The sequence below is a fragment of the Amycolatopsis balhimycina FH 1894 genome (assembly GCF_000384295.1).
GTDB classification, from domain to species: Bacteria; Actinomycetota; Actinomycetes; order Mycobacteriales; family Pseudonocardiaceae; genus Amycolatopsis; species Amycolatopsis balhimycina.
Genome location: NZ_KB913037.1, coordinates 330,850 through 349,811, shown reverse-complemented (window position 1 = coordinate 349,811; position 18,962 = coordinate 330,850). Strand labels below are relative to the sequence as shown.

At 71.5% G+C, this 18,962-nt stretch carries 24 protein-coding genes and 1 pseudogene; 16 read left to right on the top strand and 9 right to left on the bottom strand.

The window, feature by feature from the left end; all coding sequences use genetic code 11:
• The first annotated feature begins 44 nt into the window (after positions 1-44).
• Genes A3CE_RS0100700 through A3CE_RS54610 form a run of 4 tightly spaced genes read left to right on the top strand, consistent with a single transcriptional unit; the run spans position 45 to position 2,897 of the window.
• A complete protein-coding gene (locus tag A3CE_RS0100700; protein ID WP_020638138.1) occupies positions 45-1,115 on the top strand; it encodes a TetR/AcrR family transcriptional regulator in 1,071 nt (356 codons plus the stop codon).
• Between the two features lie 20 nt (positions 1,116-1,135).
• The gene (locus A3CE_RS0100695; protein ID WP_020638137.1) at positions 1,136-2,416 is read left to right on the top strand and encodes an RNA polymerase sigma factor; all 1,281 of its coding nucleotides are present in this window, start codon (positions 1,136-1,138) and stop codon (positions 2,414-2,416) included.
• 2 nt (positions 2,417-2,418) lie between these two features.
• Positions 2,419-2,754, top strand: coding sequence for a YciI family protein (locus A3CE_RS0100690; RefSeq protein WP_020638136.1), 336 nt, complete (start codon positions 2,419-2,421; stop codon positions 2,752-2,754).
• Positions 2,751-2,897 (top strand): hypothetical protein, encoded by a 147-nt coding sequence (locus A3CE_RS54610; RefSeq protein ID WP_020638135.1) that lies wholly within the window; start codon positions 2,751-2,753, stop codon positions 2,895-2,897. Before A3CE_RS0100690 ends, A3CE_RS54610 begins: the two co-directional genes overlap by 4 nt.
• A 71-nt stretch (positions 2,898-2,968) precedes the next feature.
• On the opposite strand, the gene A3CE_RS0100680 is transcribed toward A3CE_RS54610, so the two are convergent.
• Complete coding sequence (locus tag A3CE_RS0100680) at positions 2,969-3,421, bottom strand: anthrone oxygenase family protein (RefSeq protein WP_020638134.1); 453 nt, start codon at positions 3,419-3,421, stop codon at positions 2,969-2,971.
• Positions 3,422-3,438: 17 nt separating this feature from the next.
• A complete protein-coding gene (locus A3CE_RS55955) occupies positions 3,439-3,585 on the bottom strand; it encodes a hypothetical protein (RefSeq protein WP_157376759.1) in 147 nt (48 codons plus the stop codon).
• Between the two features lie 82 nt (positions 3,586-3,667).
• Between A3CE_RS55955 and A3CE_RS0100675 the strand changes: the two genes are divergently transcribed.
• The 4 genes from A3CE_RS0100675 to A3CE_RS0100660 all read left to right on the top strand — a co-directional run bounded on the left by A3CE_RS0100675 (position 3,668) and on the right by A3CE_RS0100660 (position 6,588).
• A complete protein-coding gene (locus A3CE_RS0100675) occupies positions 3,668-4,600 on the top strand; it encodes an AraC family transcriptional regulator (protein WP_020638133.1) in 933 nt (310 codons plus the stop codon).
• A 39-nt stretch (positions 4,601-4,639) separates the two neighbouring features.
• Complete coding sequence (locus tag A3CE_RS0100670; protein WP_020638132.1) at positions 4,640-5,239, top strand: TetR/AcrR family transcriptional regulator; 600 nt, start codon at positions 4,640-4,642, stop codon at positions 5,237-5,239.
• 159 nt (positions 5,240-5,398) lie between these two features.
• Positions 5,399-5,872, top strand: coding sequence for a VC0807 family protein (locus tag A3CE_RS57805; protein WP_020638131.1), 474 nt, complete (start codon positions 5,399-5,401; stop codon positions 5,870-5,872).
• Positions 5,869-6,588 (top strand): SDR family NAD(P)-dependent oxidoreductase, encoded by a 720-nt coding sequence (locus tag A3CE_RS0100660; protein WP_020638130.1) that lies wholly within the window; start codon positions 5,869-5,871, stop codon positions 6,586-6,588. The genes A3CE_RS57805 and A3CE_RS0100660 overlap by 4 nt, the downstream gene beginning before the upstream one ends.
• A 185-nt stretch (positions 6,589-6,773) precedes the next feature.
• On the opposite strand, the gene A3CE_RS0100650 is transcribed toward A3CE_RS0100660, so the two are convergent.
• Both A3CE_RS0100650 and A3CE_RS0100645 read right to left on the bottom strand, forming a co-directional pair.
• A complete protein-coding gene (locus A3CE_RS0100650) occupies positions 6,774-7,931 on the bottom strand; it encodes a methyltransferase domain-containing protein (RefSeq protein ID WP_020638128.1) in 1,158 nt (385 codons plus the stop codon).
• Between the two features lie 4 nt (positions 7,932-7,935).
• Entirely contained in the window at positions 7,936-8,652 is a 717-nt protein-coding gene (locus tag A3CE_RS0100645; protein ID WP_020638127.1) for an ATP-grasp domain-containing protein, read from the bottom strand.
• A gap of 39 nt (positions 8,653-8,691) precedes the next feature.
• On the opposite strand from A3CE_RS0100645, the gene A3CE_RS49695 reads away from it, so the two are divergent.
• Positions 8,692-9,111, top strand: a complete 420-nt coding sequence (locus A3CE_RS49695) for a peptide deformylase (protein WP_020638126.1) — start codon at positions 8,692-8,694, stop codon at positions 9,109-9,111.
• Between the two features lie 281 nt (positions 9,112-9,392).
• Here A3CE_RS49695 and A3CE_RS59525 read toward each other — a convergent pair.
• Both A3CE_RS59525 and A3CE_RS0100635 read right to left on the bottom strand, forming a co-directional pair.
• Positions 9,393-9,593, bottom strand: a pseudogene (locus tag A3CE_RS59525) (ArsR/SmtB family transcription factor); the annotation flags it as partial.
• Positions 9,594-9,632: 39 nt separating this feature from the next.
• Positions 9,633-10,724, bottom strand: coding sequence for a hypothetical protein (locus A3CE_RS0100635; protein WP_245589407.1), 1,092 nt, complete (start codon positions 10,722-10,724; stop codon positions 9,633-9,635).
• A 220-nt stretch (positions 10,725-10,944) separates the two neighbouring features.
• On the opposite strand from A3CE_RS0100635, the gene A3CE_RS54585 reads away from it, so the two are divergent.
• Positions 10,945-11,736: an alpha/beta fold hydrolase gene (locus A3CE_RS54585; protein ID WP_020638124.1), complete on the top strand. Its 792-nt coding sequence runs from the start codon at positions 10,945-10,947 to the stop codon at positions 11,734-11,736.
• A gap of 10 nt (positions 11,737-11,746) precedes the next feature.
• Positions 11,747-12,790, top strand: coding sequence for a tyrosine-type recombinase/integrase (locus A3CE_RS0100625; RefSeq protein ID WP_020638123.1), 1,044 nt, complete (start codon positions 11,747-11,749; stop codon positions 12,788-12,790).
• A 1-nt stretch (position 12,791) separates the two neighbouring features.
• Here A3CE_RS0100625 and A3CE_RS49675 read toward each other — a convergent pair whose 3' ends face one another.
• The gene (locus tag A3CE_RS49675) at positions 12,792-13,028 is read right to left on the bottom strand and encodes a hypothetical protein (protein WP_020638122.1); all 237 of its coding nucleotides are present in this window, start codon (positions 13,026-13,028) and stop codon (positions 12,792-12,794) included.
• Between the two features lie 25 nt (positions 13,029-13,053).
• Here A3CE_RS49675 and A3CE_RS0100615 point away from each other — a divergent pair, with 25 nt between their 5' ends.
• Positions 13,054-13,563: a CGNR zinc finger domain-containing protein gene (locus A3CE_RS0100615; RefSeq protein WP_020638121.1), complete on the top strand. Its 510-nt coding sequence runs from the start codon at positions 13,054-13,056 to the stop codon at positions 13,561-13,563.
• Here the strand turns inward: A3CE_RS0100615 and A3CE_RS0100610 are convergent.
• Entirely contained in the window at positions 13,560-14,264 is a 705-nt protein-coding gene (locus tag A3CE_RS0100610) for an SRPBCC family protein (RefSeq protein WP_020638120.1), read from the bottom strand. The two genes, A3CE_RS0100615 and A3CE_RS0100610, sit on opposite strands and share 4 nt — an antisense overlap.
• Positions 14,265-14,757: 493 nt before the next feature.
• Here A3CE_RS0100610 and vanH point away from each other — a divergent pair, with 493 nt between their 5' ends.
• From vanH to A3CE_RS0100590, 4 genes are all read left to right on the top strand, one after another.
• On the top strand, positions 14,758-15,798 hold the full coding sequence (gene vanH, locus A3CE_RS0100605; protein ID WP_084641149.1) for a D-lactate dehydrogenase VanH: 1,041 nt from the start codon (positions 14,758-14,760) through the stop codon (positions 15,796-15,798).
• The gene (gene vanA, locus A3CE_RS0100600; protein ID WP_020638118.1) at positions 15,791-16,834 is read left to right on the top strand and encodes a D-alanine--(R)-lactate ligase; all 1,044 of its coding nucleotides are present in this window, start codon (positions 15,791-15,793) and stop codon (positions 16,832-16,834) included. Before vanH ends, vanA begins: the two co-directional genes overlap by 8 nt.
• Entirely contained in the window at positions 16,831-17,439 is a 609-nt protein-coding gene (gene vanX, locus A3CE_RS0100595; protein WP_020638117.1) for a D-Ala-D-Ala dipeptidase VanX, read from the top strand. The genes vanA and vanX overlap by 4 nt, the downstream gene beginning before the upstream one ends.
• Positions 17,440-17,533: 94 nt before the next feature.
• Entirely contained in the window at positions 17,534-18,313 is a 780-nt protein-coding gene (locus A3CE_RS0100590; protein ID WP_020638116.1) for an SGNH/GDSL hydrolase family protein, read from the top strand.
• On the opposite strand, the gene A3CE_RS0100585 is transcribed toward A3CE_RS0100590, so the two are convergent.
• On the bottom strand, positions 18,293-18,904 hold the full coding sequence (locus tag A3CE_RS0100585; RefSeq protein ID WP_020638115.1) for a TetR/AcrR family transcriptional regulator: 612 nt from the start codon (positions 18,902-18,904) through the stop codon (positions 18,293-18,295). The genes A3CE_RS0100590 and A3CE_RS0100585 overlap by 21 nt on opposite strands.
• Positions 18,905-18,962: the final 58 nt, after the last annotated feature.

Genomic DNA, 18,962 nt, shown 5'->3' with positions numbered 1-18,962 from the left:
GTGGTCACGGTATCTTGACTCGCGACGCCGCGGCAAGGAGGACGATGGTCAGGCTCAGCAGGGCGGAGACCCAGGAACGCAACCGCGCGAAGGTGCTCACCGCCGCCCGGGACGAGTTCGCCCGCCGCGGCTTCCGCGAGGCGAAGGTCGACGTCATCGCCGAACGCGCCGAGCTCACCCGCGGCGCGGTCTACTCCAACTTCCCCGGCAAACGGGCCCTGTACTTCGCCGTCCTGGCCGACCTCGCCGAGCGCGCGCCCCGGCCCGCCACGCCGCCGCCGGACCCGGCTGCCGCCGACGTCCTCGCCGCGTTCGCCCGCGCCTGGGTCGCCCGGCTCCCCCTGGCCACCGACAGCGACAGCGACGACGCCCGGCTCGCCCGCGACCTGCTGCCGGAGATCCTCGCCGACGACCACACCCGCCGGCCGTTCGCGCAGCTCATGCGCGTCAACGCGATCCTGCTCGGGCTCGCCCTCGAACGCCTCCGGCCCGGAAGGCGCCTCGTCCGGGTCGCCGAAGCCGCCCTCACCACGCTGCACGGCGCGAGCCAGCTCGCCGCCGCCGCGCCCGGCTTCGGCGAGCCGTTCCACGTCGTCACGGCGTGCGCCGCACTCCTGGACCTCGGCCTGAGCGACGACTGGCCGGCCGAGCCGCCGATCACCACCTCGGCCCGGCCCGCCGACGACCCGTGGCACCCGCCGACGGCGACCGACCTGCTCACCGGCGACACCGTGCGCCCCGGCGACGGCGTCGTCACCATCCTCGGCCTGCACCGCGCGGCCGCCTTCGAGGAAGCCGTCCGCGCCGGCGCCGACGTCACCGCCGTGCTCGTCACCAGCGACCCCGGCGAACTCGCCCCGCTGGCCCGGCTCGCCGTCGCCGACCTGCGCAGCTGCCTCGACCAGGCGATCGCCCCACCTCCGCGGCCGCGGCTGCGGATCGTCTGCGACGCCGGCGGCAAGCTCGCCGCGGCCGCCGGCGTCACCGCGGTCAGCGACGCCACCGAGACGGCCGTCCGCGTCGAAGGCGGCCGGATCGTCGCGCGCGCCGAAGGCTTCGGCGCGTGTCACGCGGCCGCTGTCGGTTCGGCCTCCGGCCGTTCGTCGGGTGGGTGAACCGGCCGAGAGGAGTGGTAGTGGACGTCGAGACCGCGGTCGCCGAAGCGTTCCGCGAGGAGTGGGGCCAGGTCGTGGCCACGCTCATCCGGATCACCGGCGACTGGGACCTCGCCGAGGAGTGTGCCCAGGAAGCCTTCGCCCTCGCCCTGCGCACCTGGCCACGCGACGGCGTCCCGCGACGACCGGGCGCGTGGCTCACCACCGCCGCCCGCAACCGCGCCACCGACCGGATCCGCCGCGAAACCCTCGGCGCCGCCAAGCTCCGGGAGGCCGCCGTCGTGCCCGTCCCCGACGAACCCGACCCCAGTCCCGAACCCGACGACAGCGGGGTCACCGACGACCGGCTGCGGCTCATCTTCACCTGCTGCCACCCCGCGCTGGCCACCGAAGCCCAGGTCGCGCTCGCCCTGCGCACCCTCGCCGGGCTGTCCACCGCCGAGATCGCCCGCGCCTTCCTCGTCCCCGAAGCCACCATGTCCCAGCGGCTCGTGCGGGTGAAACGCAAGATCCGCCACGCCCGCATCCCCTACCGCGTGCCACCCGCGCACCTGCTGCCCGAACGCACCGCCGCCGTGCTCGGCGTGCTGTACCTGACGTTCAACGAGGGCTACTCCGCCAGTGCCGGACCGGACCTGCTCCGCCCCGACCTCGCCGCCGAAGCCGTCCGCCTCACCCGTGTCCTCGCCCGGCTGATGCCCGACGAGCCCGAGGTCCTCGGTCTGCTCGCCCTGGTGCTGCTGCAGCACGCCCGCCGGGCCACCCGCGTCGACGCCGGCGGCGTCCTCGTCCCGCTCGAAGCACAGGACCGCACCCGCTGGGACGCGAGCGAAATCGCCGAAGGCACCCGGATCCTCGAGACCGTGCTGCGGCGCCGCCGGCCGGGGCCGTACCAGATCCAGGCCGCCATCGCCGCCTGCCACGCCACCGCCGTCCGGGCGGCCGACACCGACTGGCCCCAGATCGCCGGCCTCTACGGCGAGCTGCGCAAGTTCGTCCCCAGCGCGGTCGTCGAGCTCAACCGGGCCATCGCGGTCGGCATGGCCGACGGGCCCGAAACCGGGCTCGCCCTTCTCGACGAACTGCCACTCGCGGGGTACCACCTGCTGCCGGCCACCCGCGCCGACTTCCTCCGCCGCCTCGGCCGCCACGCCGAAGCCGCGCACTGGTACGCCCAAGCCCGCGACCTCGCCGGCACCGACGCCGAGCGCACCTACCTCACGCGCAGAATCTCGGAGATCGTGTCGGTCGCGGGCGAGCCCGCTCGTCGGCAGGATGAACCCCGACCGGAAGGACGCTGACCATGCAGTACCTGCTGATGATCTGCGGCGACGAAACCGCCGGAGAACACCGCGACGACGGCTGCGGCGGCTGGAGCGAGGACCTGGAACGCCGCGGCAAGATCCGCGGCGGCGGTGGTCTCCGCCCGCCGGCCGAGGCGACGACGATCCGCGTCCGCGACGGCGAAGTCCTGCTCACCGACGGGCCCTTCACCGAAGCGAAGGAACAGATCGGCGGCTTCGTCATCCTCGACTGCGCCGACCTCGACGAAGCCCTCGAACTCGCGGCCCGCCACCCCGCCGCGACCTACGGCAGCATCGAGGTCCGCCCGATGCTGGGCCCGGAGGACTTCGCGTGACGCCCGCCGTCGTCGACCGGCCCGCCCAGCGGTACGTCGCCGAGCGCGCCACCCCCGGCATCCCCGGCTTCCCGCGGATCGCCGACCGGCTGCCGGACCCGGCACAGTGCGTCACCGACCTGCTCTTCCGTATCGACGGCTGACCACGGCAAGGCCGTGAATGGCACATTGAGAGACTTGAAGTCTCTCAATGTGCCATTCACGGCCTTTACTCTCAGCCACGCCGGGTGAGCACCGCTGCCACCAGGCAGCCGAAGCCCGCCGTGCTGACCAGCGCGCGCAGGACGTTCCAGCGCACCCACACCGTCTCGAACTGGGCGCGCACCGCCGTGTAGTCGTCGCCGCCCTTGTCCAGCGCGTTGTTCAGCGGGATGTTCACCGCCCCGGTGATCACCACCATCGCCGCCAGGAACGCGAACCCCGCGATCACCCACGGCCGTGGCCCCGGGTTCAGGAACACCGCCACGCCCGCCAGCAGCGGCGCGCCCAGGAACGTCAGCATGAACACCGGGTTGATGATCGCGACGTTGATCCCGCGCATCCCCTCGACGAACGTCTTGTCGTCGGCGCGGGCCAGCCCCGGCAGCACCGAGCAGGCGTAGGCGTAGAACAACCCGGCGATCAACCCCGCAGTGACCAGCGCGGCCACCAGAACCACCGTCGACATCGGTTTCTCCTTCCCCTTCACCGTGTCCAGACCCCGGTCGCCGCGGCCTCCGAGCGAACCGGAACATAGCGGACAGCACGCCCGGACGCGGCCGCGTTCCCGCAGCCGCCCGCCACGCGCCGCCCGGTGTTGCCGGTGCCACCCACCGCCAATGTCGTTGTCATGCCACTGAGTCAAGCGGCTCCAGATGAGACTCTCCATAGTTCAGAACCGCGATCGCATGTCTCAGCGTCTACGCTCGGTCGCATGGACCCGCTCGCCGCCCTGCTCGACGGCCCCCGCGCCCACGGCGCGTTCCTGCTCCGGTCGGTACTGACCCCGCCGTGGTCGCTGCGCATCGAGGACCGGGCACCCCTCACGGTCGTCTCCGTGGTGCACGGCGAAGCGTGGATCGTGCCCGACACCGGCGAAGCCGTCCTGATGAGCGAAGGGGACGTCGCGATCGCGCGCGGCCCGGATCCGTACCTGGTCGCCGACCACCCCTCGACCCCACCGCAGGCGCTCATCCTCCCCGGCCAGGAGTGCCGCACCCCCGATGGCGGGCACCTCACCGCGTTCGCCCACGTCGGCGTCCGCACCTGGGGTCACGGCACCGACAGCCCGGTCGTGCTGCTCACCGGCACCTACGGCATGGAAGGCGAGCTGAGCAAACGGCTCCTCGCGGCCCTGCCGGTGTTGATCGTCCTGCGCGCGACCGACTGGCCCACCCCGCTCGCCGGACTGCTCGCCACGGAGATCGGCAAGGACGTGCCCGGCCAGGAAGCCGTCCTCGACCGGCTGCTGGACCTGCTGCTGATCGCCGCGCTGCGGACCTGGTTCGACCGGCCGGACAGCGCCGCCCCCGCCTGGTACCGCGCCCACGACGACCCGGTCGTCGGCCACGCCCTGCGGCTGCTGCAGCACCAGCCGGCCGAGCCCTGGACGGTCGCCAAGCTGGCGGCCGACACCGGCGTCTCCCGCGCCGCACTGGCCCGCCGGTTCGCCGCCGCGGTCGGCGAACCCCCGATGGCCTACCTCACCGGGTGGCGCCTCGCGCTCGCCGCGGACCTGCTGCGCCAGCACCCGGAAGCCACGATCGGCTCGATCGCCCACCAGGTCGGTTACGGCAGCGCCTTCGCCCTCAGCACGGCGTTCAAACGCGAGTTCGGCGTCAGCCCCCACCACTACCGGACGACCTGACCGTTCGGCGCCCTGGCCAGATAAACGTCTGGAGGGGCCATGGAACGGACGTTCACCAACGAGGCACGGCGCGCGCAGATCATGCGGGCGGCGATCGACACGATCGCGGAGCTGGGGTACGCCAAGGCGTCCTTCGCCCGGATCACCGAGAAAGCCGGGCTGAGCGGCCCGCGCATGATCTCCTACCATTTCGCCGACAAGGACGACCTGATCCACGAGATCCTGATGTACGTCCTTACCGCCGGGGCCAGGTTCATCAACGAACGCGTCGAGGCGGCGGACACCCCCGTCGGCAAGCTGCGGGCCTACCTCGAAGCGAACCTGCAGTTCCTGCGCGAACACCCCAACGACGTGGCGGCGCTGACCGAGATCGGCCCGCACCTGCGGACCGCGGCCGACCGGCCCTACACGTCGGTCAGCGCGCAGGAAGTCAGCGCGCAGAGCCTGGAAAAGCTGCTCGCCCAGGGGCAGACGAGCGGGGAGTTCCGCGACTTCGACGTCCGGTCGATGGCGGTGCTGATCCGCGGAGCCGTCGACGGAGCCGCGCGGAGATTGCGCGACGAAGCCGACTTCGACTTCGACTTCGACGCCTACGTCCGAGAAGCCGTCACGACGTTCACGCGGGCGGTGGCCCGGTGAAGCGGCTCAATGGCGTCCTGGTCGACGTGCTGGTGCCGCTGGCGCTGTTCTACGGACTGCGCGCCGCGGGCGTGGACCAGCTGCTCGCCCTGCTCGCCGGGGCGGCCATTCCCGTCGTGACCGGACTGCGCGCACTGGTGGCGGGAACGGATCGGCGGAGTGCGGTGGTTCGTGCTCGGGGCCATGGCGGTGACCGTGGCCAGCTCGTTCGTCAGCGGCAGCCCCCGGGCGCTGCTGCTGCGCGGCGTGGTGCTGATGGCGGCGCTCGGGGTGTTCCTCCTGCTCAGCGTGCGGGCCCGGCGCCCGTTCCTCTATGAGGCGGCGATGACCGTCCTCGACCAGGACAAGCAGCGCACCTGGCGCCGCAACTGGGACGAGCACCCGCCGTTCCGCCGGCTGGTGCGCCTGTGCAGCGCCCTCTGGGCGGCGGCGTGCCTGCTCGACGCGGGGTTGCGGGCGGTGATCGTCCTGGTCCTGCCGATCGACGCGGTGCCCGCGGCCGAACTGGTGCTGCTCCTGGTGACGCTGGCTGCGCTCGTCGTCGTCCAACGCGTCTTCGGCCGGACTTTCCTGCGCCGCCACGGGTTGCGGATGCGTGGGGTCGAGATCTCACCGACGGCGGCCGCCCGGTGACCGGCACGGTCACGCTGATCACCGGCGGGGCGAGCGGAATCGGCGCGGCCGCCGCTCGCCGCTTCCACCGCCGCGGCGACCACGTCGTGATCGTCGATCGCGACACCATCCGGGGCGCGGCCGTCGCCGAAGAGGTCGGCGGGCAGTTCGTTTCCGCCGACGTCGGCGAACCGGACGACAACACCCGCGCCGTGGAGACCACCCTCGACGCCTTCGGACAGCTGGACGAGGTCGTGCTCAACGCCGGCGTGCCCGGTCGCTGCGGCCTGCACGACTTCACCGTCGAGGGCTACCGCGACACGATGCGCACCAACCTCGACGGTGTCGTCTACGGGCTGCACGCCTGCCTGCCCCGGCTGCGCCGGCAAGGGCACGGATCGATCCTCGTCATGGCCGGCATCGCCGGGCTCACCGGCTCGCCGGACCTGTTCTACGCCACCGGCAAGTACGCGCTGGTCGGTCTGGTCCGCTCGGCGCCGGCCGCCGACGGGATCCGGATCAACGCCCTGTGCCCGGGACTGGTCGACACCCCCGCGCTCGCCCCGCATCGAGCGGCGCTGCGGGCCCACGGCCTGCAACTGGCCGACCCCGCCGAGATCGCCGCCGCGGTCGAAACCGTGCTGGCCGATCCCCGCACCGGGCAGGTGTGGACCGTCCAAGACGGACAGCCCGCGGCTCCCGTCCCGCCACCCGAAGTGCGGCTCGCTTCCGGGTGACCCGTCAGGGCTGCAGTTCCGGGGTTGAGTAGCAGCGGTTCAGCCGTTGGCCCAAACCAAGATCCGCAGATCAGCGGCGGATGACGTTGCCGAAGGCGCCGGTGTTGACCGTGACCGCGAGGTCGAGCCATGCCTTCCCGTACGTCTCACGCGGGCGCTGCGCCGGTATCCGCGCAGTCCCCCGGTCAGCCACTGCAACCCAGCGGCCAGCAGTGGTCGCGGTCGGGGTCGTCGAGCCAGACGTACTGCTTGCCGGGCACGTTGAGCGCGGTCACGCCGAGCCGGGCGGCGTCCGGCTCGCCGAGGGCGTCGAACGCGGCGACGGCGTGCTCGACGGTGTCCCACAGCCGATAGGGCCCGGACTGCCGGACCACCCAGGTCCCCTCGGCCACCGGTGTCACGTCGACCTCGGCGCGTGCCGGACCTCGCTCGGCGACCACGACGCCGTGCGCGGCGCTGCCGGCGAGCCGCAGGCCCGGCGCGTGCAGCCACAGGAACAGCGCCAGCTCGGGCCGATCGAGGAGCGCGGCGGGGTCCACGGCGGTGGAGCCGTAGTGGGGAATCGCCGACGTGGCCACTGATGGTTCCTGGCCGGGGCCGAACGGGCTGGCGACGTCGGCGCGCATCGGCATGAACAGTACGGGGAACGGGTCGATACGGCCGCTGACCTCATCGTCGGCGGTCTTGTCGAGCACGAGCAGCGGACCGGCGGCGCCGGCGTCGAGCGGGGCGACGATCCGGCCACCGTCGGCAAGCTGGTCGATCCACGCCGGCGGGATCGCGGTGACCGCGCAGGTCGCGATGATCCGGTCGAACGTAATCTCACCCGGCCAACCCGCGAAGCCATCGCCCGCGGCCAGGTGCGGGTTGTACCCGGCGGCAGCGAGCCGGTCGGAGGCGGCGTCGACCAGCTCGGGGTCCAGATCGAGGGAGTACACGTTGTCCGCGCCGAGCCGATGGGACAGCAGAGCCGCGTTGTAGCCGGTACCGGTGCCGATCTCCAGCACCCGGTGCCCGGGTTCGGCGGCGAGCCGCTCCAGCATCACCGCCATCACGGTGGGCTTGCTCGAGGACGAGCTGGCGATCGGCCGCCCGGCCGCGCCGTCGCCGGCGGGACGGGTCTGGGTGGCCAGGGCTTCGTCGGCGTAGACCGCGTCCAGCCAGCCCGGATCACCAGCACCCAGCGAGGCAGGGCCGTCGAGGATGCGCGGGACGAACAGGTGCCGGGGCGTCGCGGCAAACGCGGCGCGCCACGCCTGGTCGGACAGGACGCCGGCGGTGGCCAGCGCATCGGCAAGGGCGACCGCCCGGGTTTCCCAAGCGGCGGTGTCCAGGACGTCCACGGGTCTACTCCTCGGTCAGGGCGTCGGCGATCGCCGCGGCGATCGGCAAGTCGCATTCTTCGGCCAGCCAGCCCCAGGCGGCAACTGCGTTGGCCTCGAGGGCGACCCATTCGCCGTCGGGCCGGATGACGAAGTCGAACGCACTGAATCCCAGCCCGGCCGCGTCCAGGTACCGGGCGATACCCGCCCGGACGTCGTCAGGGACGTCGATCACCTCGTAGGTCAGGGCGTCGTAGTCCGAACGCCAATCTACTTGCGCCTTCTCACTCCTCGCGTGGATCGCCACCGGGAACAGCCGACCGCCGACCGCGGTCACCCGCGCCTCGAACCGCTTGGGCTGCCACTGCTGAACCAGGTGCGCAGTCACTTCGACACCGTCGAGCGCGTCGAGTTCGTCGCGGCCGAGGCGCCGGGTGTAGACGAGCGCTTCGCCTCCGGACTCGTACACCACCGGCTCGGCCAGCGGCTTCACGATCAGCTCCCCGAAGGCCTTCGCGAACGCGCGGACCGCATCGGCGTCGTTGGTGACCAGCGTCGGCGGGACTGCCAGCCCGGCCTGCTTCAGCACCGCCAGCTGCCGCGGCTTGTACGCCGCGTCGGCCAGCGCCGAGGGATGGGAGACCCAGCGGACCGGCAGGCTCACCAGCACCCCGCCCAGCCCGACCCGGGCCTGCGCCCGGCTGAACCGCAGCTCCGGGCCGGACAGCCCCGCCGGTATCACCGGCGCGGTCGGCTTCCCGTAGTAGACCGCGGTGACCTCGTGCAGCGGGACCTCGTGCTCAGCGGTCCGCAGTCCGCCCCGCCAGCCGGCGGCGGCCGGGGTCAGCTCGGCGCCGATCGACATGCGGCCGCGATCGTCCGGACGGCGGATGGCGAGGCGATCACCCTGTTCAATCCCACGATCATCGAATCCGCCGGCGAGGTCGACGAACAGTACGAGGGCTGCCTGTCCTTCTTCGACGTCCGCGGCCAGATCCCACGTTCGCACGTCATCCACGTCGAGCACACCACCATCGACGGCCGGACGAAGATCACCGTCTTCGAGCGCGGCGTCGCCCGCCTCGTCGCCCACGAAATCGACCATCTGCACGGCACCCTCTACACCGACCGGATGCGGATCGGGGTCGAGCCGATCCCGGTCGAGCAGTACCGCGGCACCGGCACCACCTGGAAGTACTGATGGCCCGCTGTCCCTTCCGGCGGTTCTGCGCCGGTCGTGGATGTCGGGGTTCGGCCCAGCCGCGGGACGTTCCACGGCTTCGCGTGCGGGGCCGGGGGCGATGCCCGGGTGTTGCCGCGCAGGGCGGCCGCCGGCCCTGACCAACGGGAACCGATTCGGCCGCAGGTCAGCCGCGGCGGATCTTGGCTTGGCGCCGACGGCTGTACCGCTGCTACTCGACGCTGAGTTCCTTGCCCAGCTTCGCCAGCCAGTCGCCGGTGCCCTGCTCGCGCCAGGCCGGCTCCTCCGCGCCGTCGAGGAACGATCCCCGCCGCCTCCAGCACCTGCAGGTGCTGCACGACCGCGGCCAGCGACATGGTCAGCGGCTCGGCCAGCTCACTGACCGACGCCGGACCGCGCACGAGCCGCTCCACCAGCGCGCGCCGGGTCCGATCGCCCAAGGCGCGGAACACCAGGTCCAGCGACTCCTCATGGTTAAGCATGTACTTAAGTTAGTCACGGACGTGATAACAGTCAAGCAGTTACTTAAGCATTGCGGCGACGTCGTCGGGCAGCGTGGCTTCGGGGACTTCCCGCAGCGCGGCGAGCACCCTGCTCGTCGCGTGCTCGGCGGCGTCGGCGCGGGCGGTGCAGGCGCGGAGTTCGGCACCGAGGTTCGTGGTGGTCTCGTGCATCGACCGGACGGTCTGTTCGTGCGCCGCCTGGGACTCGGCCAGCCGCTGGTCGAAGACGGCGCGCAGCCGCTCGGTGTCCGCCCGGGCCCGGTCGAGGGCGCCCTCGTGAGCCGCGGTCGCCTTGGTCAGTTCTTCGCGGACCTCGTCGAGACGTCCGGCAGCGGCGTCGGCGCGGGCGGCGGCAGCTTGACCGCGCCTGCGTTCCTCGTCGAGACGTTCGTTGGCCGCGTCGGCCCGAGCCTCGGCAACCTGGCCGCGGCCGCGTTCCTCGTCGAGAGCGGCGCGGGCGGCCGTGAGTTCGGCGGTCAGGGTGGCCACCACCGAGGCTCGCTCGCCGGCCAGTGCCGCGGCGGCCTCGGCCCGCTCACCGACCCGGGCCAGCTCGTCGCGGACCGCGGCCAGCTGCCCTTCCGCGCGTTGCTGCTCCTGCGCGGCGGCTCGCCGGGCGGCACGCTCGGCGTCCCGGTCCCGGGTCGCCGCGGCCTTCTCCTTCTCCGCGGTGGCCGCGGCCTCGGCAGCTTCGTCGGCGATCTCCCGGGCCTGGGCCGCGTCGGCTTCCGCCAGGCCACGCTGACGGCGGTGCTCGTCGGCCTCGGCCAGTGCCGCGTCCCGCTCCGCGAGCGCCGCGGCGGTCGTCGCCTCGAGCTGGTGGCGCAGTGTCGTGAGGGTCTCGACGAGTCCGCGAGCCGGTTCGAGCACCCGGTCCACCTGGCCGGCGAGGGCCGTGACAGCCGTGTCGTCGAGCTCGGTGTCGCTCTCCCGCAGCGATTCGGCGTCCGACAGGACCGCCTCGGCATCCCGGCAGCTGAGGCTCCGCCGGCCCCAGGTCTTCCCGTCCTGGCAGAACCGGGCGCGGCTGCCCCGGCCGACCGCCGGCGGCAGCGGCGCCCCACACCTCCGGTACTCGCAAACCCGGATCTGACCAGCATCTTCCGTCATGATCAGCACCCTATCAAACCTTCTAATCAGAAGTAGATCTATTTATTCAGAATCAGAAGATTGAACACAGCCTAGCTGGATTCGGATAAGGTCACATATCCCAATCCAGAACACCCGGGATCGCCGATCGCCCTCTCGAAAACTGGGAGGGGTCCTCCGCGAGGACTGGGAGCCCCGGACGATCGCGAAATCCCGTGGACACCGGCGGGAGGATCGAGGCATGAAGATCACCGCGTCCGACCACGAGACCGCCGTGACCGTCCGTGGCACCCGTGGACCCGCCGTGCTGCTCGTCCACTCCCTCGGCCTGGACCGCCGGATGTGGGACCCCGTGCTCGACCGCCTCGCCGAAGGCCGCCGGGTGTTCGCCTACGACGTCCGCGGGCACGGCTCCGCCGCCGGGGCGCCGCTGCCGTTCACGATGGCGGCCACCGCCGCCGACCTCCTGGCCGTGCTCGACGCGCTCGAACTGGACACCGCCCACGTCGCCGGGCTGTCGTTGGGCGGGGCGATCGCGCAGACCGCCGCCGTCGCCGCGCCCAGGCGGTTCGCTTCGCTCATCCTCATGGCCTCGCCGGACCGGCCGGTTCCCGAAGCGTTCGAGGAACGCGCGCGGGTCGCCGAGACCGGCGGCATGACACCGCTGATCGGCCCGACGCTGGAACGCTGGTTCACCCCGGACGCCCTGGCCGCCGGCACCGACGGCGTCCGCTACGCCCGCGAGTGCCTGACCTCGTTCGATCCGGCGACGTGGGCGTCGATCTGGCGCGGCTACGGCGGCCTCGACGTCTACGAACGGCTTCGCGACTTCCCGGTACCCGCGCTGGCGCTCGCCGGTGACGCGGACGCGTCGATCCCGGTCGAGGGCATGGCGGCCATCGCCGGCCGCATCGGGGACGGCGCGAAGTTCGCCGTCGTTCCCGGCGCGCCGCACATCCAGACGCTGGAACAGCCCGCCGCGGTCGCCGACGCCCTGGCCGGGTTCCTGCCCGCGGAGATCGACATCCCGTAACCTTCGGCGCGTGCCCGAGCTCGAACCGGTGACCGACGCCGCCCTGGCGGCCGCGAGCCCGCAGGACCGGCTCGCCCTGCTCGACGAGGCCGCCGCCCGGCACGTCGACGGCCAACGGCCGCCGAACACGCTCAAGGCCTACGCCCAGGACTGGCAGGTCTGGCAGGACTACACCGCCGAAACCGGGATCCCGCCACTGTCGGCGACGATCGGCGCGCTGACCGGGTTCGTCGTGTGGCTCGAGCGGGGACGCACCCTGCGTCCGGACGAACGCGCCGTGCCCGAAGTGCCCGAACGGGCCGCCCCGGCCGCGCCCTCGACGATCGAACGGCGGCTCACCGGGGCACTCGCCGGGTTGCGGCACCACAAGGTCGTCGTCGATCCCGAAGCGAGCCGCGCCGCCTGGCGGGCGCTGAAGGGGTACCGGCAGCGGCTGGCCCGGGAGGGGATCCAGCGCGGCCGCGGCAAGGCCACCATGGTCACCCTCACCGACCTGCGGGCGATGTCACGAGCCTGCCCGGACACGCTCGCCGGCGCGCGCGACCGGGCGATGCTGCTCATCGGGTTCCCGATCGCCGCACGCTGCTCGGATCTGGCGAACCTGCTGGTCACCGACGTCGAGCCGGTCGACGACCGGGGTCTGGCGGTCACCGTGCGGCACGGCAAGAGCACCGGTGACATGGTCGTCCCCCGGCGCGACAGCCCCGACACCGACCCGGTCCGGGCGTGGCACGCGTGGCGCTCCGGCGCCGGGATCACCGAGGGGCCCGCGTTCCGCCGGGTCGACCGGCACGGCAACGTCGGCGTGCCCGCGCTCAGCACGACCGGCGTCAACCAGATCCTCACCCGGGCCGGCGTCCGCGCGGGCCTGCCGTACCCGGTGACCGGGCACTCCCTGCGGTCCGGGTTCGCCACCGAGGCACGCCGGGCCGGCGCCGACGACCTCGCGATCGCCGACCAGGGCCGCTGGGTGCGCGGCAGCCGCGCCCTCTACGAGTACATCCGCCGGGTCGACCAGTGGAACGACAACGCGGCCGGCGCGCTCGACCTCTGAGTCACCGGGCCGGCCGGGTGGCGCCGACGACTTCGCCGTCGAGGCGGGCGAGCCAGCTGCCGCAGACGCAGCGCACGTAGTCGAGCCGGTGGGAGACGGGCTGGGCCGCGGACGCCGGGAGTTCGGCGAGCGGCCAGCCGCAGCGGGGACAGTGATCCTCTAGTGCGGCTGAGTTTTTGAGTGCGGCGGGGTTCTCGAGTGCGGCTGAGTTTTTGAGTGCGGCGGGGTTCCGATCCATGCCACGATCGTGCTGTAATGCTTCAGTGCACTTCAACCCTTACGGCGGTCCGGCCGCGCTCGTGGCCGCCGACCTGGTGAACGCGGGGTCGGCGAGTGAGCTCCTCGACGGGATGGTCCGCAACGGCATGGCCATCGCGGCCCTCACCGGCGACGAAGCGACGCGGATCGGGGAATGGGCACACCGGCTGCACCCGGTGTTCACCGCCGACCCCGCCGAGCGGCCCGCGCTGGTCAACGAGCTGCTCGCGGAAGCGGCGTGCCGTCCGTATATCACCACCCACGACGGCAAGCCGCCCCACCTGCACTACTCGGCCGAAGACGCCGGGCCGGTCGGCCGGGTCCGCGCCTACACCGCGGGCGGCCTCGCCCACCTCGTGTGCGAGGCCCCGGACCGCCTCGGCATCTGCGCCAGTGAAAGCTGCGAGACCGCGTACGTCGACACTTCGCGCAACGGCCGCCGCCGGTTCTGCTCGACGCGCTGCGCGACCCGCGTCCACGTCGCCGACCACCGGGCCCGGCAGGTCAGCGCCTAGGCGAAGACCCCGGCGAGCCACGTCTGCCAGCCCAGCTCCTCGGCCCCGGCGTCGATCCCGGCGAAATGGTGCCGTCCGACGCCGAGGGGCCAGCCGAAGGCGTTGCGGCCGTAGAACCGGTAGAGCGCGTCCTCGGTCCGGACACCGAGGAAGTTCGGCGTCGCGTAGTCGACGACGCCTTCGACACCCCGGACGGTCACCCGGTCGCCGGCCTGCGCGTTTTCCGGCACGCCGAGCGCTTCCTTCAGCTTGGTGAAGCCGTCGGCCGACGCGGACGACTCCGGTGCCTCGGTCATCGCGTAGGTGGCGGCGCGGCCGGCGAAGTGGGTCAGGTACTCGCCGAGGGAGTGGTAGTAGAACGCGGTGTGCTGCCGGCAGGCGTCGTAGTTGGTGTCCCAGTCCTCGAGGAAGACGCCGCGGTGCCGGAACTTCAGGTGCGTCGCGTCGCCGCGGCGTTCGAAGGTGTAGTCGAGCTGGTTGAACCAGTCGCCCTCTTCACAGCGGGTCGCGAAGTGCGCACCGGGCTGCCAGACGGTGACCTCGCCGCCGTGGAAGGTCAGCCCGGTCTCCTTGCCCCCGACCCGCGGTTCGTACGAGATGGGCCAGGACCAGCTCCCGGCGTCCACGGTGATCGCCCGCCAGCAGGCCTCCGGCGTGGCCGCGAGCGTGCCGTCGAACCCGGCTTCGAATTCCTTCGCCATGGCTGTCTCCCTCGGTGCGGTCCGGCTTCTGCCAGGACGTCATCCGGGAGCGACCGGATTCGACAAACCGCGCGGAACTTTTCTCGCCCGCCACGCGAGCACTCCCGGAGTACCCCGGCGTGGACACCGGTGCCGCAGCCCAGCTCGAGGCACGGCCCGGAGCCGGGGCCGAGGAGCTCCCGCAGGGCGGGCCCGATGGCCAGGGGGTCCTCGCGCTGCCCGGCGAGGAACGTCGTCTCGTACCAGTCGGCGATCGCGTCGTAGGCCGTCATGCTTCCCGTGTACCGGCCGCGAGCGGCGGGGAGCCAGGAATTCCGCCGCGGGCGAAGCCCGCTTGTGGCGCGGCCCGCCGGGGGGCATGATGCACAGAGCTGGGGCTCTTTCCTTCACCATCACGACCCGCGTACTCGCCGTTACTGGGCGGTAACGTCGTGTCCGCCGTATCGAAACCCGCATACGGGGCGGCCTCACCGCGCTGCCTATACTGCCGGGCATGACCTACAGCGAACCGGCACGACCAGCGGACAGCCGCGCCCGATCGCTGGCGTCGTCATCCTCCTCGGCGGTTCCGCCGACGGGAATCACCATCTATGGATGCGGTCAGGACGAGGCCGCTTTGTTCCGGGAGCTGGCGCCTCGCTACGACGTAATACCGACCATCGCCGAGGCGCCGGTATCCGAAGCCAATGTCGAACTGGCCGCCGGAAACCCGTGCATCAGCATCGGTCACAAAACCCGGGTCACGAACCCCACTCTTCTGGCGCTCGCCGAAACCGGCGTGAGGTACATCTCCACGCGAAGCATCGGGTACAACCACATCGATGTGAAATACGCGGAGAGCATCGGCATCACCGTGGAAAACGTCGCCTACTCGCCCGACAGTGTGGCTGACTTCACGCTGATGCAGATGCTGATGCTGATGCGCAACGCGAAGACCATCATCTCTCGCGCGGGTGTCCACGACTACCGGCTGAACGACGTCCGCGGGCGAGAACTGCGCGACCTGACCGTCGGGGTCGTCGGAACGGGACGCATCGGCGCGGCGGTGATGGACCGGCTCCAGGGTTTCGGCTGCCGGACCCTGGCCTACGACACGCGTCCCGTGGCCGCCGCCGAATACGTTTCCCTCGACGAACTGCTGCGGTCGAGCGACATCGTCACACTCCACACCCCGCTCACTCCCGATACGCACCACCTCCTGAACGGTGAGCGCATCGAGCAGATGAAGCCGGGCGCGTTCGTGATCAACACCGGCCGCGGGCCACTCATCGACACCGAGGCCCTCGTTCCGGCCTTGGAAAGCGGCAGGCTGGGCGGCGCGGCGCTGGACGTCCTCGAAGGCGAGGAAGGAATCTTCTACGCCGACCACCGGGACAAGCCCATCAAGAACAAATTGCTGCTGCTGCTCCAGGAACTGCCGAACGTGATCGTCAGCCCGCACACGGCTTACTACACCGACCACGCTCTGAGTGACACCGTCGAAAACTCCATCGCGAATTGCATGAAATTCGAAGGCAGGAACCAGCATGGATAGGCTGAAAATCGCAGTCCTCTTCGGCGGCATGTCCGAGGAGCACCCCATCTCCGTCAAGTCCGCTCGCGAGGTCGCGAAGAATCTCGACACCGAGAAGTACGAGGTGTACTGGGTCGGGATCACGCAGAGCGGTGCCTGGGTGCTCTGCGACGGTCCCGAGGGGAACTGGGAAGACGGCGCCAACAGCCGTCCGGCCGTGCTGTCGCCGGACCGGAGCGTGCACGGGCTGCTCGTCCTGGGCGACGGCGGGTATGAGACCATCAGCCTCGACGTGGTGCTTCCCGTCCTGCACGGCAAGCTCGGCGAAGACGGCGCGATCCAGGGTCTGTTCGAGCTCTCCGGCGTCCCCTACGTGGGCTGCGACGTCCAGAGCTCCGCGGTCTGCATGGACAAGGCCCTCGCCTACGTCGTCACCCGCGGCGCGGGCATCGCCACGCCGGACTTCTGGATCATCAACACGGACGAGGACGTCGACACCAGCCAGTTCAGCTACCCGGTCTTCGTGAAGCCGGCCCGTTCGGGTTCGTCTTTCGGTGTCACCAAGGTGTCCAGCGAAGGTGAACTGGCCGCCGCGCTGGAGACCGCGCGCGAGTACGACACGAAGGTGCTCATCGAGGCGGCCGTCATCGGCAGCGAAATCGGCTGTGCCGTCATGGGCAACGACCCCGACCTGGTGACCGGCGAGTGCGACCGGGTCGCGCTGTCCCACGGCTTCTTCCGGATCCACCAGGAAGCGACGCCGGAAACCGGTTCCGAGAACTCCTCGTTCATCGTGCCGGCCGACATTCCGGACGAGAAGCGCGCGCTCGTGCAGGAGACGGCGAAGAAGATCTACCGCGCCCTCGGCTGCCGTGGGCTGGCGCGGGTGGACCTGTTCCTCAAGGAAGACGGATCCGTGGTCCTCAACGAGGTCAACACCCTGCCGGGCCTGACCTCCTACAGCCGGTACCCGCGCATGATGGCGGCCGCGGGCCTGCCGCTCGGCGAGGTGATCGACCGGCTCGTGTCCCTGACGCTGACCGGGAAGCTGCAGTGAACGAAGGCTTCGCCTTCGTGGACGAACTGGTACCCGGTATTCGCTGGGACGCCAAGTACGCCACCTGGGACAACTTCGTCGGCAAGCCGGTGGACGGCTATCTCGTCAACCGCATCGTCGGCACGAAGGCTTTGTGCGCCGCCCTGGAGAAGGCACGGGACAAGGCCGGATCCCTGGGGTTCGGCCTGCTCCTCTGGGACGGTTACCGGCCGCAGCGCGCGGTGGACCATTTCCTGCGCTGGTCGACGGAGCCGGAGGACGGCCGGAAGAAGGCGCGGCACTACCCGAACATCGAGCGGCCCGAGATGTTCGAACAGGGTTACGTCGCCGCCAAGTCGGGCCACAGCCGGGGCAGCACCGTCGACCTGACGATCTACCACCTCGACACCGGGGAACTCGCCCTCATGGGCGGTGACCACGATGTCATGGACCCGATCTCCCACCACGGAGCCGAGGGAATCACGGCGGACGAAACGCGCAACCGTGCTCACCTTTGTTCCGTCATGGAGGATTCCGGGTTCAGCCGGTACGACAGCGAGTGGTGGCACTACACGCTGAAGGACGAGCCGCACCCCGACACCTATTTCGATTTCCCGATCGAATAACCGAAGTGGGCCGTGCTGGGCTCGTTGGTGAACCGCTCCGGTTCGCCGACGAGCCCAGCGGCGCGTCCGGCAACGCGGTGGTTATGATCGGGCCATGCAAAGCAAGCGCTTAGTCAGCCTAGGTGACTCGTTCACCGAGGGCGTCGGGGACGAGGACCCGGCCGCTCCGAACGGCGTGCGTGGCTGGGCCGACCGGGTCGCCGAGCAGCTCGCGACCCGCGAGCCGGACTTCCGCTACGCCAACCTCGCCATCCGCGGCAAGCTGATGGGCCAGGTACTGGCCGAACAGCTCGAGCCGGCCCTGGCCATGGCGCCTGACCTCGTCACGCTCTACGCCGGCGGCAACGACCTCATGCGGCCGAAGGTCGACATCGACGCGCTGATGGCCGGCTACGAGGCGGCAGTCGAGAAGATCCGCGCGACCGGTGCCCGCCTGGTGCTCTTCACCGGCGTCGACGGCGTCGAGGACGTGCTGTTCCGCAGGATTCGCGGCCGGGTCGCGATCTACAACGAGTTCGTCCGCGCCATCGCCGCCCGGCACGGCGCGCTGCTGGTGGACATGTGGGCGATGCGGCAGCTGCGTGACCGGCGGCTCTGGGCGCCGGACCGGCTGCACCTCAACCCGCTCGGGCACGCGGAGATCGCCATCGCGGTGCTGGCCGCTCTCGGCGTCGACCACCCGCTGACGGCGAGCGAGCTGGGCCCGCGCGACGTCCTGAGCCCGTCGCAGCGCCGCGCCCAGAACCTCCGGTGGGCGCAGGAGCACGCGCTGCCGTGGGTCCGGCGCCGGCTGCGCGGCGAGTCGTCCGGTGACACGCTCACCCCGAAGCGGCCGACCCTTGAGCCGGTGGGCTCAGCGCCGCTCCCCCGTTGACGCGCCGGGACGGAGCCCGTCGAACAGGATTTCCACGGCTCGGTCGCGCAGGCGCGCGTCCGGGCCGGCGTATTCGGCGGCCTTCGCGGCCCCGATGACCACGGTGATCAGCTCACCGACGACGAGGTCCTTCCGGACCGCGCCCGCCCCCTGCGCACGCGACAGCAGCACGCCCAGCGACTCGATGAGCCGGGCGCCGACGGCGGACTTCGTCATCGGCACGGTGACGCCGGCCGCGGTGAGCGCCTCGAAGTAGGCGTTCTTCGCGCTCGACATCTCGATCCAGCTGGTCAGGAACGTGAAGAACGCGCCGCCCGGGTCGGCGGAGTCCGCGGCGACGGCGGCCTCGGCCTCGTCGACGAACCGGCGCAGGCGGGCGAAGAGCACCGCTTCGAGCAGCGCCTCCTTCGTCGGGAAGTGCCGGAACACCGTGCCGATGCCCACCCCGGCGGCGCGGGCGACCTCCTCGGTGGGCGCCCCGGTGCCCTTGGCGGCGAACACGCTCTCGGCCGCCTCCAGCACGCGCGCCCGGTTGCGCCGGGCGTCGGCGCGCAAGGGTTTCGACTCGGTGGGGTCAGCGGCCTGTGTCACCACCCGATCCTACTGTGCCGATTGTTACCAATCCGACCACAGTCACGGCCGAATGGCT

What these genes read in the sequence shown, in the direction of transcription:
- A3CE_RS0100670 (WP_020638132.1), top strand. Translation starts at nt 4,640, where the DNA reads ATGGAACGGACGTTCACCAACGAGGCACGGCGCGCGCAGATCATGCGG.
- A3CE_RS0100590 (WP_020638116.1), top strand. Translation starts at nt 17,534, where the DNA reads ATGCAAAGCAAGCGCTTAGTCAGCCTAGGTGACTCGTTCACCGAGGGC.
- A3CE_RS0100690 (WP_020638136.1), top strand. Translation starts at nt 2,419, where the DNA reads ATGCAGTACCTGCTGATGATCTGCGGCGACGAAACCGCCGGAGAACAC.
- A3CE_RS0100675 (WP_020638133.1), top strand. Translation starts at nt 3,668, where the DNA reads ATGGACCCGCTCGCCGCCCTGCTCGACGGCCCCCGCGCCCACGGCGCG.
- A3CE_RS49675 (WP_020638122.1), bottom strand. Translation starts at nt 13,028, where the DNA reads ATGGATCGGAACCCCGCCGCACTCAAAAACTCAGCCGCACTCGAGAAC.
- vanA (WP_020638118.1), top strand. Translation starts at nt 15,791, where the DNA reads ATGGATAGGCTGAAAATCGCAGTCCTCTTCGGCGGCATGTCCGAGGAG.
- A3CE_RS0100635 (WP_245589407.1), bottom strand. Translation starts at nt 10,724, where the DNA reads ATGACGGAAGATGCTGGTCAGATCCGGGTTTGCGAGTACCGGAGGTGT.
- vanH (WP_084641149.1), top strand. Translation starts at nt 14,758, where the DNA reads ATGACCTACAGCGAACCGGCACGACCAGCGGACAGCCGCGCCCGATCG.
- A3CE_RS0100610 (WP_020638120.1), bottom strand. Translation starts at nt 14,264, where the DNA reads ATGGCGAAGGAATTCGAAGCCGGGTTCGACGGCACGCTCGCGGCCACG.
- A3CE_RS0100680 (WP_020638134.1), bottom strand. Translation starts at nt 3,421, where the DNA reads ATGTCGACGGTGGTTCTGGTGGCCGCGCTGGTCACTGCGGGGTTGATC.
- A3CE_RS54585 (WP_020638124.1), top strand. Translation starts at nt 10,945, where the DNA reads ATGAAGATCACCGCGTCCGACCACGAGACCGCCGTGACCGTCCGTGGC.
- A3CE_RS0100700 (WP_020638138.1), top strand. Translation starts at nt 45, where the DNA reads ATGGTCAGGCTCAGCAGGGCGGAGACCCAGGAACGCAACCGCGCGAAG.
- A3CE_RS55955 (WP_157376759.1), bottom strand. Translation starts at nt 3,585, where the DNA reads ATGACAACGACATTGGCGGTGGGTGGCACCGGCAACACCGGGCGGCGC.